We start from the raw sequence: 12544 nt of genomic DNA, 5'->3' as shown, positions 1-12544 counted from the left end.
CGGTCTGAATCGGTTCTGTGGTGCTCATGCGACGACTCCCGAGTTGTTTTCTTCGGCCAACAACCGGTCGATGATGCGGCGCGACTGCACACCGCCTGCATCGATGTTGAGCTTCAGCAGTTTGCGGGCAGGCCACCGGCTGATGTTGGCTTGTTGCAATTGCAGCATCTCCATGTCTTCTTTGAAAATGCTGCCCTGCCCTGCGCGGATCTTGTCTGTCAGCGCAGCATCTTCCGGCTTGAACTGGCGTGCCATGCCCCAGTGGTACCAGTGCGAGGTTTCGGCCTCGGGCGTGATGAAGTCCACCACCACGCTGTAGGCCTTGTGCTCGGGGGCGGCGTCAAAGCCGCCTTTGCCAGCGAGGGCCACGCCCACGTCGATCATGATGTGGGTGGGTGGCGTGAAGCGGCAAATCTGCCAGCGGTCGACCTTGGCCTGCGGGTCCAGTCCGTTGGCGCTCATGGCCATTTGCCAAAACGGCGGGGCTTGAATGCCTTGCATGTGGCGCTGCAAGATGACCTGGTCGCCGCCCACCTTGATTTCGCAAGGCGTCTCGTCAATTTCGGGCTGGCCGATGCTGTTGGCGTGCACATAGGTTTCGTGCGTGAGGTCCATCAGGTTGTCGATCATCAGCCGGTAATCGGCCTTGACGTGGTACAGCCCGCCGCCATAGGCCCATGCCGGGTTGTCAAAAAACTCGAACACCGGCATCTTCGCCTCGTCGGCCTTGGACTGGTCACCCGGCCAGACCCAGACAAAGCCATAGCGCTGGGTCACGGCATAAGCCTTGATGGCCGGGAAACCGCGAACCCGCTGACCGGGCATGTGCATGGTTTTGCCTTCGCAGCCCATCTCCAGGCCGTGGTAGCCGCACACCAGCTTGCCCTCGCACACCTTGCCCAACGACAAAGGTGCGCCGCGGTGGGGACAAAAATCTTCCACCGCGGCGACTCGGCCATCCAGCTTGTTCAGATGCTCTCCCACAAAGCCCAAGGGCGATGCAAAGAGACGGTTGCAAGCGTGCTCGAACTCGCGAGCCAGCAGGCAACTGCCCAGCCAGAATCCGCTTGCACCAGCGTTGATGCGCCATGAAGGCCTGTGTGCCGGCTGCCAGGGGCATTGGGCTGGGCGGTGGTCTGCTTGGAGCGGTGGTTTTGAACGTCGGTCCTGGCCAAGTCAAGGCCGAGTTGGTCGGTGCAATGTCAACAAAAAATCTTGCACAGGGTTTATATTGAAATTTCTTTCGGGAATTTTTCATTCACTGTAGCCCAAGAGGCATTGAAAGCGCCAAGCTTGGAGACTCAAGCGAAGCACCCCAGGGCCCGCCGCACAAGGGTCGGTGACAATCAGGCCAAGACAGGGAGTGTTCCATGGTTTTGCAATTGCTGGATTTCGACCGCAGTGAAGATGCTGAGGGTGTGGTGTGCCTGGACGCGCTGGCCCAACCGGCCGCCGCCCATAATGCGGCATTGCTGGCAGAAGTGGTCAAAGTGCTGGTATGGGCGCATCAATTTGATAACCATGGTCCTGGGCCTTTGGAAAATGGCGCCAATTGGGACTTTGACCTCCAGGTCACGTTGCTGGGAGATGGGGCGCGACACCAAGTCGCTCAACCCCGTTTTGTGCACAGCGCCGGTCGTTTGACCCTCGTTCCCGAACCACAGGCCAACCAATGCTTGGCCTTGAGCCTGAGCTTGAGTGGCACGCCCTGTTTTATTCAGGCGTTTTTTGAAGCATTCGATCTGGCATGAGCTCCATCGGACCCGCATCGGACCTGGCAGACTCCCCCACAGTGAGCTTTGGCCAAGCCCTCCGATTTTGGCTGTGGCTGGGCTGCATGAGCTTCGGTGGTCCAGCCGCCCAGATAGCCCTGATGCATGAAGCGTTGGTGGTGCGTCGGTGCTGGATTTCTGAAAAAAGGTTCCTGCACGCCTTGCATTACTGCATGCTGTTGCCCGGCCCCGAGGCACAGCAATTGGCCACTTACACCGGATGGTTGATGCACGGCACACGCGGAGGGATTGTGGCCGGGGCCTTGTTTGTTTTGCCATCTTTGCTGATCTTGATTTTGCTGAGCTGGGCCTACACTGTCTGGGGCCATCATCCCTGGGGTCAAGCTTTGCTCTGGGGTCTCAAGCCGGCCGTGACCGCGCTGGTGCTGCATTCGGCACACCGATTGGCCCTTCGCACGTTGAAAGAACGCTGGTTGTGGGGGGTGGCCGGATTGTCCTTGCTCGGCATGTTGTGGGGCTTGCCTTTTCCCCTGATCATTGCCGCCGCCGCTGCCGCTGGGTTTTTCATGGCGCGCCCACACATCACCCCCCCCTTGCCCGAAAGAGTCGACCATGAACCCCAGTGCGCCAACCCAAGCGCGCAAGATCGCCCAGACCGCGCGTGGCTGGATGACAACACGCCTGCCCCCGCTCACACACACTTCAGCCGACCGCGACTGGTCCGGGCCTTGGTTTTGGGATGGGCACTTTGGGGACTTAGCCTGGGCCTGATCGCTTTGCTGTTCGGTGTGGGTCACACCCTCACTCAAATGGGCGGGTTTTTCACCCAAGCCGCTTTACTGACCTTTGGGGGGGCCTATGCGGTGCTGCCTTTTGTGACGCAAGCCGCCGTGGGACATTACAACTGGCTAACGGCCGCGCAAATGATGGACGGCCTGGCCTTGGGCGAAAGCACACCCGGGCCGCTGATCATGGTGGTGGCGTTCGTAGGATTTCTGGGCGGGCACAGTCAAGCACTTTTTGGCCACCCTTTCCTAGGCGGTATCGTGGCGGCCTGCGTGGCGACATGGTTCACTTTCCTGCCTTCCTTCGTATTCATTTTGGCGGGCGGCCCACTGGTCGAGTCGACGCGCCACATGCCTTCTCTGGCCGGGCCACTGCAAGGCATCATGGCCGCCGTTGTGGGTGTGATCCTGCACCTGGCTGGCGTGTTTGCCCATCAGAGCTGTTTCCCCAATGGCTGGCACCAAATGCCCGATTTGGCGGCCATGGCCCTGACGGTGTTGGCCGCTTGGTTGCTGATTAAAAAACAACTGAGCGTATTCAAGCTACTGGGCCTTTGTACGGCATTGGGTCTGGGGTGGCAGCTGCTGGTCTAAGTCGCAGCCCCCACCCCCGCCCCGTCTCATTTTTTGGGATACAGGTCCGGGTAAAGGTCCCTGAGCATGCAACCGCTGTCGTCATTGGCCGGGATGTTGCCGGTACGACGCGCATCATTCAACTCGGCCCGAACTTGCTCACGCGTCTTGCAGGGCACCACGGGCTTGGGTGGGTAAGCTGAGGGGTTGATCTCATTGAGCATACAACCACTGTCATCATTGGCGGGCATATTGCCCGTGCGCTGCGCTTCGGCCAGCTCAGCCCGCACCTCGGCGCGTGTTTTACAAGGCTCCACCTTTTTGGGTGGATAGGCAGAAGGGTTGACCTCATTGAGCATGCGCCCCGATTCATCGTTGGCAGGCAGGTCGCCAGTACGAATGGCTTCCATCAGCTCTATGCGCACCTGTTCGCGAGTTTTGGGACTGCCCGTGTTTTGCGACCAGACTTGGGTGGCGCACACCGCCAAGACCCCGAAAGCCAAGGCATGGATAGAAAAATGTCGCATGAAAATATCCTTTCAATGAAAAAAAGTCCGTCAAGGCCTCAGCATGAAATGACCGATTGCCCCATGAAGCCAAGCCGGTTTTGATTAAAAAAGATCAAAGTCGAACCGTCTGTGCGTTAATTCACCCTTGAACCCACACATCGCCATGACCGACGAATTCCAGATAGATATCCCGGCTTCATTCATAGCGCTGTACTTAGCGCCCGGCAAAGTCAAACCCACACTGGGACAGCGTGCGTTGGCTGCGCGCTACGAGCTGTGCGAAGACTTGGCCAATCTGTTGACCGAGAAAGCCGCCAACTTGCAGTTCACCCTGGGGATCACCGAAGAATTGGTGCTGGAGCAATGCGAAGCCGCTTTGTTGACCGAGCCTGCGGTGGTCTCCCCCACAGAGGCTCGTTGGGTGGTCTGCCGCTTGGCCGAACTTCTTCAGTGGCCGATGAGGCAAGCCGCCGGAGATCTGTCATGAGCAGAACCGTTGTTTACGAAGTGCAAGTGATGTTCGGTGACTGCGACCCCGCAGGTATCGTGTTTTTCCCAAATTTCTCCAAATGGATGGATGCGTCATCGCTCAACTTCTTTATCCAATGTGGCATGCTGCCCTGGCGCGAGACGGTCAAAACGCGCGGAATCATCGGCACGCCGCTGCTGGAGATTCACACCCGATTCATCCGCCCAGCCACCTACGGCGAAACCCTGCAGGTTCACACCACCGTGCAGGAGTGGCGCGACAAGGTGTTTGTGCACAAGCACGTGGTCATGCGTGGCGACACCGTGTTGTGCGAAGGCACCGAAGTGCGTGCTTTTTGCATCAAGCACCCCGAAGACCCCGACCGCATCAAGGCCATACCGGTGCCCGAAGACATCAAGGCTCTGTGCATCTGAGCTTTGGGCCATTGCACCCGCCAAAATCCTCCTAGCGCGGACAACAGCAGGCCCGACACCCAAGCATGCTGTTTCAGCATTGTTCTGCGGCGGCATAATGTCGGACACCATGCCCAACAAGCCCAGCCCCGAATCCAACTCCCGCACGGGAGCTACCCAAGCCGATTCAACCTCCTGCGCTGCGCCTGACACCACGGCTGAGGTTGACACCCGATACCTGCAAATCTTGATGGGTTACAACCCCCGCAAAGCAGCACTCAACATCCTTGAAGTATTTCTTGAGCGGCTGGCACCCTATGGACTCAAGCCGGTGGAATTTTCAGTCATGTCCACCATCTGCCATAAGCCTGGCGTGAACTCACGCCAACTTTGCAATGCGTTCGATTTATTGCATCCCAACCTGGTTGGTCTGATCCAGTCACTCGAATCGCGTGGTCTCATTGAGCGCCAACCAGCCCCTCACGATGTCCGCGCCATGGGATTCCACGCCACCTCAAAGGGACTCGAGTTGATGATTCAAGCCGAGCAAATAGCCACTGAACTCGAAATGAAAAAAATCGCTCAGCTCACCACTGCTCAGCGCAAGAGTTTGCTGACGCTGCTTCAAAAAATATACCTTTGACTGCGTCAAGTCTGGCCGTACTCCACCCAAGTCTCCTTTGATCGACAACGGGTTATGGATGGCATCGCTGACGAGGCTATGGGTGCGCCCCTCGACGCACACAATGTGTGCTTACCCCATGCGCCGAGCGGTATCTTCCATGTTGTTTGACCACACATCCCCCGCACACACTCAGAACCCGCTTCGCAAGCTTATTTGTGACATTCCAAGTTGAGCGCTTCTGGCAAGATCGTGCTATTCAATTTGGATGCCCTGGCCATGAACGCTTCTGCCTTGCCCCCCTTTTGTGAGCACGCCCTGCTGATCGGCCGCATATGGCAACCCAATACAGGTCCGGTCCTGGTGGCGATCACGCCACACAAGGTGCTGGACCTCTCCCCTTTGGCCCTGACGTGCAGTGAGCTGCTCGAACTGGACCAAGTCGCACAACGGGTCAGACAGTGCATCAACTCGGGGCAGGTTGCGGCGGTGGCAGACACCCCCGCCGTGCTGGCCAACAGCGACGAAGACGGGCGTGATCCGGCCCGGCCTTGGTTCATGGCCCCCTGCGATTTGCAAGCGATCAAGGCCGCGGGCGTCACCTTTGTCGCCAGCATGCTCGAGCGGGTGATCGAAGAGCAGGCCCGTGGCGACGCCAGCCGCGCCGAAGCCGTCCGTCAGGCGGTGGTCGCGGTCATTGGCGACAACCTGCGCAGCGTGGTTCCCGGCTCACCCGAATCGGCCAAGCTCAAGCAGGTGTTGCTGGCCCAAGGCATGTGGTCGCAATACCTGGAAGTGGGTATAGGCCCAGACGCCGAAATTTTCACCAAAGCCCAACCCATGAGCGCGGTTGGCCCTGGTGCCCGGGTGGGCATCCACCCCGCCAGCCAATGGAATAACCCCGAACCCGAGATCGTGCTGGCCGCCAACTCGCGCGGCGAAGTGGTCGGTGCCACTTTGGGTAACGACGTGAACCTGCGCGACTTTGAAGGCCGCAGCGCCTTGCTGCTGGGCAAAGCCAAAGACAACAACGCCAGTTGCGCCATCGGCCCCTTCATCCGTCTGTTTGACGAACACTTTGGCCTCGACGAGGTGCGCCAATGCGAGCTGAGCCTCAGAGTGCAAGGCCCCGAGGGTTTTGTGATGCAAGGCAGCAGCGCACTGAACCAGATCAGCCGTGACCCGCTCGATTTGGTGGGTCAGGCCATGGGCAAGTACCATCAGTACCCCGACGGCATGCTGCTGTTTTTGGGCACCATGTTCGCCCCCACGCAAGACCGCCATGGCCCCGGCCAGGGCTTTACCCATGTGGTGGGCGATGTGGTCAGCATCTCGACCCCGCAACTGGGCTCCTTGGTCAACCAGGTCAGCACCTCGGACCAGGCACCCGCCTGGACCTATGGCGTGGGGGCCCTGATGCGCGATCTGGCCAAACGCCAACGGACGAGCTGAGGGTGGGCGGGCTGGCATAATTTTGGGTTTCCACAACCGGGCGACCCACCAGAGGCACCGGACACTTTCTGACAGGATGCCCATGAACACCACCCCCTCCGGCCTGCAATACGAAGACACCATAGTCGGCGAAGGCGAAGTCGCAACAGCAGGCCAGGACGTCACCGTGCACTACACCGGCTGGCTCTTCAAAGACGGCGAACAAGGCGCGAAATTCGACTCCAGCCGCGACCGCCGCGACCCCTTCGTGTTCGGCCTGGGTGCAGGCATGGTCATCAAGGGCTGGGACGAAGGCGTGGCCGGCATGAAGGTCGGCGGGCAACGCACCCTGATCATCCCGGCCGAACTGGGCTACGGCGCACGCGGCGCTGGCGGCGTGATCCCGCCCAACGCCACCTTGAAGTTCGACGTGGAGCTGCTGGCCCTCGATTGAGCCCAAGGCGAAAAGGCTGCAGCTTTTCCGACTGACCCGCCTTTGGGCGGGTTTTTCTTGCGCTATTTTTGCTCTATTTTTTTGCGCCATTCCCGGGGCCATTGAACTGCACCCCCCCCTTGAAGCCTGAAACAACGCCCCTATTTGCAAAGGGTATCCATTTTTTGCGGACATTGTTCATGTCAGAAGCCACACAAAACCAAGACCCTAAGCCCCTGAGTGACGAAGAATTGGCTGCAGCTGCTGCCATGACCCCCACCGACCCGCTGGCCGATGCCCAGGCCGAGCTGGCCAACCTGAAGGCTCAAAACGCCGATCTGGCCGACCAGTACCTGCGCGCCCAGGCCGATGTGCAAAACGCCCGCCGCCGCGCCGACGACGAAATCGCCAAGGCCCGGAAATTTGCCGTGGAAGGTTTTGCCGACAGCCTGCTGCCTGTGCTCGACAGCCTCGAGGCCGGTTTGGCCTTACCCAACGCCACGCTGGAGCAAATCCGCGAAGGGTCAGAGGCCACGCTGCGCCAGCTCAAAAGTGCGTTGGAGCGCAACAAAGTGATCGAAATTGCCCCCCCCGCAGGCACCAAGTTCGACCCCCACCACCACCAGGCCATCAGCGTGGTGCCGGCCGAGCAAGAGCCCAACACCGTGGTGGGCGTGTTGCAAAAGGGTTATTCCATTGCCGACCGCGTGCTGCGTCCGGCTTTGGTGACGGTGACCGCCCCCAAATAAAACCTTTTCGGCGCAGGGGACTTGAAAAGCGTCCCGGCTGCCTCAATTGCAAAACATTGCACTTTTAACCAATTTCGGAGCATCAAAATGGGAAGAATCATCGGTATTGACTTGGGCACCACCAATTCGTGCGTGGCCATCATGGAAGGCAACACGACCAAAGTGATCGAGAACGCCGAAGGCGCTCGCACCACCCCGTCGATCATTGCCTACCAAGAAGACGGCGAAATCCTGGTCGGCGCTTCGGCCAAACGCCAAGCGGTCACCAACCCCAAGAACACCTTGTACGCGGTCAAGCGCCTGATTGGCCGCAAGTTCGCCGAAAAAGAAGTCCAAAAAGACATCGACCTGATGCCCTACACCATCGCCAAAGCCGACAACGGCGATGCGTGGGTGGAAGTGCGTGGCAACAAATTGGCCCCGCCACAAATCAGCGCTGAAATTCTGCGCAAGATGAAGAAAACTGCCGAAGACTACCTCGGCGAGGAAGTGACCGAGGCCGTGATCACGGTGCCCGCTTATTTCAACGACGCACAGCGTCAAGCCACAAAAGACGCGGGCCGCATTGCCGGTTTGGACGTCAAGCGCATCATCAACGAGCCCACCGCTGCAGCCTTGGCCTTTGGCCTGGACAAGCAAGAAAAAGGCGACCGCAAGATCGCCGTGTATGACTTGGGGGGCGGCACGTTCGACGTGTCCATCATCGAAATTGCCGACGTGGACGGCGAAAAGCAGTTCGAAGTGTTGTCGACCAACGGCGACACCTTCTTGGGCGGCGAAGACTTTGACCAGCGCATCATCGACCACATCATCACCGAGTTCAAAAAAGAATCCGGCGTGGATCTGGCCAAGGACGTGCTGGCCCTGCAGCGCCTGAAAGAAGCCGCTGAAAAAGCCAAGATCGAGCTGTCCAGCTCGGCGGCCACCGACGTGAACTTGCCTTACATCACAGCGGACGCCACCGGCCCCAAGCACCTGAACATCAAGCTGACCCGCGCCAAACTCGAGCAGTTGGTGGAAGAGCTGATCGAGCGCACCATCGCCCCTTGCCGCACGGCCATCAAAGACGCTGGCGTCTCAGTCGGCGAGATTGACGACATCATTTTGGTTGGCGGCATGTCCCGCATGCCCAAGGTGCAAGAGAAGGTCAAAGAGTTCTTCGGCAAAGAGCCCCGCAAAGATGTGAACCCCGACGAAGCTGTGGCCGTGGGCGCTGCGATCCAGGGCCAGGTCTTGTCGGGCGACCGCACCGATGTGTTGCTGCTGGACGTGACGCCTTTGTCTTTGGGCATTGAGACCATGGGCGGCGTGATGACCAAGATGATCACCAAGAACACCACCATCCCAACCAAGTTTGCTCAGACCTTCTCGACCGCCGAAGACAACCAGCCAGCGGTGACGATCAAGGTGTTCCAGGGTGAGCGCGAAATCGCCTCGGGCAACAAATTGCTGGGCGAATTCAACCTCGAAGGCATCCCGCCAGCTTCGCGTGGCACGCCCCAGATTGAAGTGTCTTTTGACATCGACGCCAACGGCATCTTGCACGTTGGGGCCAAAGACAAAGGCACCGGCAAAGAAAACAAAATCACGATCAAGGCCAACTCGGGCTTGTCGGAAGCTGAAATCCAGCAAATGGTGAAAGACGCCGAGCTCAATGCCGTCGAAGACAAGAAAAAGCTCGAACTCGTGCAGGCCCGCAACGCCGGTGAAGCTGCGGTGCACAGCGTCAAGAAGAGCCTGACCGAGCACGGCGACAAGATTGAAGCGTCTGAAAAAGACGCCATCGAGACAGCCGCCAAGGACCTGGAGGAAGTTTTGAAGGGCGAAGACAAAGAGGCCATCGAGGCCAAAACCGAAGCCCTGATGACGGCCAGCCAGAAGCTGGGCGAGAAGGTCTATGCCGACATGCAAGCGCAGCAAGCCGCCGCCAGCGCAGGTGCTGCCGGTGCCGCCGAAGCCAAGCCACAAGACGACAATGTGGTGGACGCGGAAGTCAAGGAAGTCAAAAAGGGCTAAGACCCCACCCTCTGCGGCCTGGCCGCAGTCCCGCCGCGCAAGCTGATTCAGGCCACTGAATCGCCTTCGCGGCGTTCTTGTTCTAACGGTTGGATTTGCCCCATGGCGACAAAACGAGATTTTTACGAAGTGCTGGGCGTTGCCAAAAACGCCACGGACGAAGACATCAAAAAGGCTTATCGCAAGCTGGCGATGAAGTACCACCCTGACCGCAACCAGGGCGAAGACGCCAAGGCCAAAGAAGCTGAAGGCAAATTCAAAGAAGTCAAGCAAGCCTACGAAATGCTGTCGGACCCGCAAAAACGCGCGGCCTACGACCAGCACGGACACGCCGGTGTCGACCCGAATATGCGAGGCGGAGCCGAAGGCTTTGGCGGTTTTGGTGATGCGTTTGGCGACATCTTTGGTGACATCTTCGGCGGGCAAGCTCGCGGTGGGCGCGGTGGGGGGCGACAGGTGTTTCGTGGTGCCGATCTGAGCTACGCGATGGAAATCACCCTCGAAGAAGCGGCCAACGGCAAGGACTCGCAACTGCGCATACCGAGCTGGGACGAGTGCGACACCTGCCACGGCACGGGGGCCAAGCCGGGCACCAGCGCCAAGACCTGCTCGACTTGCCAAGGCCAAGGTCAAGTGCAAATGCGCCAGGGCTTTTTCAGTGTGCAGCAAACCTGCCCGCACTGCCGGGGCACCGGCAAGATCATTCCCGACCCTTGCGGCACCTGCCATGGGCAAGGCAAGGTCAAGAAACAAAAAACGCTGGAAGTCAAAATTCCGGCCGGTATCGACGACGGCATGCGCATCCGCAGCGCGGGCAATGGAGAGCCCGGCACGAATGGCGGCCCACCCGGTGATCTGTTCATCGAAATCCGCTTGAAAAAGCATGACATCTTCGAGCGCGATGGGGACGACCTGCACTGCGCGGTGCCGATCAGCTTTTCCAAAGCTGCGCTGGGCGGAGAGATCGAAGTGCCCACCCTGGGCGGCAAAGCTGCCATCGACATTCCGGAAGGAACACAGACGGGCAAGCAGTTTCGTTTGCGAGGCAAGGGAATCAAAGGCGTGCGCGGCAGCTACCCGGGCGACCTGTATTGCCACATCACCGTAGAGACACCGGTCAAGCTCACCGAGCACCAGAAGAAACTGCTCAAGGAGTTTGAGGAGTCGCTCTCCAAAGGTGGCGGTAAACACCAGCCCAGCGGCGAAGGCTGGACGGATAAGTTGAAAGGCTTCTTCGGGGGCTGACGCTCAGGTCGGAACTTCGAATGTCGCCGGGCGCAGGCTTTTGAGTCGACCGCCTCCCTTCGAGCAGTGCGAGAGGGGCTGCGGCGGGTTCCTCATGGCGGGTACGCAAAAATCGTCACCCGCCGCAGCCCCTCTCGCACTTCGGTGCTTGTTTGACTCTGATCAATCTGGCTGCTTGGTTTTCGGCGCAGCATGCCATGCATGAGCGCCACCATCACCTTCCTCGGCGGAGCCGACACAGTCACTGGCTCCAAGTACCTGATCGAGCACAACCAGAAGCGGCTGCTGGTTGATTGCGGGCTGTTTCAGGGCTACAAACAACTGCGCCTGCGCAACTGGAACCCCCTGCCCGCCAACCCGGCAAACATCGATGCGGTGGTGCTGACACATGCGCACCTGGACCACAGCGGGTACTTGCCCTTGCTGGTCAAAAACGGTTTTCGGGGTCGGGTGCACGCCACCTCGGCCACTTGCGATCTGGCCAGCATTTTGCTGCCCGACAGCGGGTACATCCAGGAGGAGGACGCGTTTTTTGCCAATCGGCACGGTTTTTCCAAACACGCACCGGCCCTGCCGCTGTACACCAAACAAGAGGCCATCCAGAGCCTGCGGCATTTGCATGCCGAAAGGCAAGGCCAGTGGTTCGAGCCCATCCGTGGCTGGAAGGCCCGCTTTCAGCCTGCGGGGCACATTCTGGGCGCGGCCAGTTTGCTGTTGGATGTGGGTGGGCGGCGCATCCTTTTTTCGGGCGATCTGGGCCGCCCTGACGACCCGCTGATGAACCCGCCCGAGCCGCCCCCTCAGGCCGACACGGTCTTGATCGAATCGACCTATGGCGACCGCCAGCACCCCAGGGGAAACGTGTTTGAGGAACTGGGGCCGCTGTTGAAAAAACTGGCCGCACGCGGCGGCGTGGCCGTGGTGCCGGTCTTTGCCGTGGGGCGGGCCCAGGCTGTGCTGCACACCATCGCACAACTCAAGGCGGCGGGACAAATCCCCAAGAGTTTGCCGATTTTTCTGGACAGTCCGATGGCGATCCACTCCACCGCCCTGTTTGAGCGCCATCCTGGCGAGCACCGCCTGAGTGTGCAAGAGGTGCACAACATGGACCATGTGGCCACCATGCTGGAAACACCTGAGCAATCGAAGTCGCTGGCCAAACGGCATGGCCCCATGGTCATCCTGGCGGCCAGCGGCATGGCCACGGGCGGGCGCGTCTTGCACCACTTGACGCAATACGCGGGAGACCACCGCAACATGATCATCCTGACGGGTTATCAGGCCCCTGGCACACGCGGGGCGGCCTTGGCCAGCGGCCGCAACGCCATCCGCATCCACGCGCAGGATGTGGCGGTACGCGCCGAGGTGGCACAAATCGAGTCGGCCTCGGCCCACGCCGACGGCAACCAGTTGATCAGCTGGCTGCACAAAATGCCCAGTGCACCGGCTCAGGTGTATGTGGTGCACGGCGAACGCGAGGCATCCGACATGCTGCGCCAGCGCATCGAGCACGAGATCAAATGGCGCGCCTTGGTGCCCGAGCACGGCTCGGTCTGGCCCCTGTGA

The 12544-nt window shown here is 59.7% G+C and carries 13 protein-coding genes; 11 read left to right on the top strand and 2 right to left on the bottom strand.

Annotation, left to right across the window (positions count from 1 at the left end; genetic code table 11):
- Positions 1–24 precede the first annotated feature (24 nt).
- Positions 25–993 carry an aromatic ring-hydroxylating dioxygenase subunit alpha gene (locus tag HEQ17_RS03630; protein ID WP_296291336.1) on the bottom strand — a complete coding sequence of 323 codons (969 nt, stop codon included), beginning with the start codon at positions 991–993 and terminating at the stop codon, positions 25–27.
- Positions 994–1370: 377 nt separating this feature from the next.
- On the opposite strand from HEQ17_RS03630, the gene HEQ17_RS03625 reads away from it, so the two are divergent.
- Both HEQ17_RS03625 and chrA read left to right on the top strand, forming a co-directional pair.
- Positions 1371–1751 carry a hypothetical protein gene (locus HEQ17_RS03625; RefSeq protein ID WP_296291335.1) on the top strand — a complete coding sequence of 127 codons (381 nt, stop codon included), beginning with the start codon at positions 1371–1373 and terminating at the stop codon, positions 1749–1751.
- Positions 1748–3112 carry a chromate efflux transporter gene (gene chrA / locus HEQ17_RS03620; protein WP_296291334.1) on the top strand — a complete coding sequence of 455 codons (1365 nt, stop codon included), beginning with the start codon at positions 1748–1750 and terminating at the stop codon, positions 3110–3112. Before HEQ17_RS03625 ends, chrA begins: the two co-directional genes overlap by 4 nt.
- A gap of 26 nt (positions 3113–3138) precedes the next feature.
- Here chrA and HEQ17_RS03615 read toward each other — a convergent pair whose 3' ends face one another.
- Entirely contained in the window at positions 3139–3618 is a 480-nt protein-coding gene (locus HEQ17_RS03615) for a DUF4148 domain-containing protein (RefSeq protein WP_296291333.1), read from the bottom strand.
- 127 nt (positions 3619–3745) lie between these two features.
- Here HEQ17_RS03615 and HEQ17_RS03610 point away from each other — a divergent pair, with 127 nt between their 5' ends.
- The 9 genes from HEQ17_RS03610 to HEQ17_RS03570 all read left to right on the top strand — a co-directional run bounded on the left by HEQ17_RS03610 (position 3746) and on the right by HEQ17_RS03570 (position 12544).
- Entirely contained in the window at positions 3746–4087 is a 342-nt protein-coding gene (locus tag HEQ17_RS03610) for an ATPase with chaperone activity (protein ID WP_296291332.1), read from the top strand.
- Entirely contained in the window at positions 4084–4503 is a 420-nt protein-coding gene (locus HEQ17_RS03605) for a thioesterase family protein (protein ID WP_296291331.1), read from the top strand. The genes HEQ17_RS03610 and HEQ17_RS03605 overlap by 4 nt, the downstream gene beginning before the upstream one ends.
- A gap of 229 nt (positions 4504–4732) precedes the next feature.
- Complete coding sequence (locus HEQ17_RS03600; RefSeq protein ID WP_296293664.1) at positions 4733–5125, top strand: MarR family transcriptional regulator; 393 nt, start codon at positions 4733–4735, stop codon at positions 5123–5125.
- Positions 5126–5383: 258 nt separating this feature from the next.
- The gene (locus HEQ17_RS03595) at positions 5384–6556 is read left to right on the top strand and encodes a fumarylacetoacetate hydrolase family protein (protein WP_296291330.1); all 1173 of its coding nucleotides are present in this window, start codon (positions 5384–5386) and stop codon (positions 6554–6556) included.
- Positions 6557–6632: 76 nt separating this feature from the next.
- Positions 6633–6989 carry an FKBP-type peptidyl-prolyl cis-trans isomerase gene (locus HEQ17_RS03590; protein WP_296291329.1) on the top strand — a complete coding sequence of 119 codons (357 nt, stop codon included), beginning with the start codon at positions 6633–6635 and terminating at the stop codon, positions 6987–6989.
- A gap of 179 nt (positions 6990–7168) precedes the next feature.
- Positions 7169–7717 carry a nucleotide exchange factor GrpE gene (gene grpE, locus HEQ17_RS03585; RefSeq protein ID WP_296291328.1) on the top strand — a complete coding sequence of 183 codons (549 nt, stop codon included), beginning with the start codon at positions 7169–7171 and terminating at the stop codon, positions 7715–7717.
- Positions 7718–7804: 87 nt separating this feature from the next.
- Entirely contained in the window at positions 7805–9733 is a 1929-nt protein-coding gene (dnaK, locus tag HEQ17_RS03580) for a molecular chaperone DnaK (protein WP_296291327.1), read from the top strand.
- 102 nt (positions 9734–9835) lie between these two features.
- Positions 9836–10978: a molecular chaperone DnaJ gene (dnaJ, locus tag HEQ17_RS03575; protein WP_296291326.1), complete on the top strand. Its 1143-nt coding sequence runs from the start codon at positions 9836–9838 to the stop codon at positions 10976–10978.
- A gap of 201 nt (positions 10979–11179) precedes the next feature.
- Positions 11180–12544 (top strand): MBL fold metallo-hydrolase, encoded by a 1365-nt coding sequence (locus HEQ17_RS03570; protein ID WP_296291325.1) that lies wholly within the window; start codon positions 11180–11182, stop codon positions 12542–12544.

This window comes from Limnohabitans sp., assembly GCF_023910625.1.
Taxonomy (GTDB): domain Bacteria; phylum Pseudomonadota; class Gammaproteobacteria; order Burkholderiales; family Burkholderiaceae_C; genus Limnohabitans_A.
This window is presented reverse-complemented; position numbering and strand designations above follow the sequence as displayed.

Bases quoted from the DNA above. Each gene is read 5' to 3' on its own strand.
- HEQ17_RS03590 (WP_296291329.1), top strand. From the start codon at position 6,633: ATGCCCATGAACACCACCCCCTCCGGCCTGCAATACGAAGACACCATA.
- HEQ17_RS03595 (WP_296291330.1), top strand. From the start codon at position 5,384: ATGAACGCTTCTGCCTTGCCCCCCTTTTGTGAGCACGCCCTGCTGATC.
- HEQ17_RS03605 (WP_296291331.1), top strand. From the start codon at position 4,084: ATGAGCAGAACCGTTGTTTACGAAGTGCAAGTGATGTTCGGTGACTGC.
- HEQ17_RS03570 (WP_296291325.1), top strand. From the start codon at position 11,180: ATGAGCGCCACCATCACCTTCCTCGGCGGAGCCGACACAGTCACTGGC.
- HEQ17_RS03615 (WP_296291333.1), bottom strand. From the start codon at position 3,618: ATGCGACATTTTTCTATCCATGCCTTGGCTTTCGGGGTCTTGGCGGTG.
- dnaJ (WP_296291326.1), top strand. From the start codon at position 9,836: ATGGCGACAAAACGAGATTTTTACGAAGTGCTGGGCGTTGCCAAAAAC.
- grpE (WP_296291328.1), top strand. From the start codon at position 7,169: ATGTCAGAAGCCACACAAAACCAAGACCCTAAGCCCCTGAGTGACGAA.
- dnaK (WP_296291327.1), top strand. From the start codon at position 7,805: ATGGGAAGAATCATCGGTATTGACTTGGGCACCACCAATTCGTGCGTG.
- HEQ17_RS03600 (WP_296293664.1), top strand. From the start codon at position 4,733: ATGGGTTACAACCCCCGCAAAGCAGCACTCAACATCCTTGAAGTATTT.
- HEQ17_RS03625 (WP_296291335.1), top strand. From the start codon at position 1,371: ATGGTTTTGCAATTGCTGGATTTCGACCGCAGTGAAGATGCTGAGGGT.
- chrA (WP_296291334.1), top strand. From the start codon at position 1,748: ATGAGCTCCATCGGACCCGCATCGGACCTGGCAGACTCCCCCACAGTG.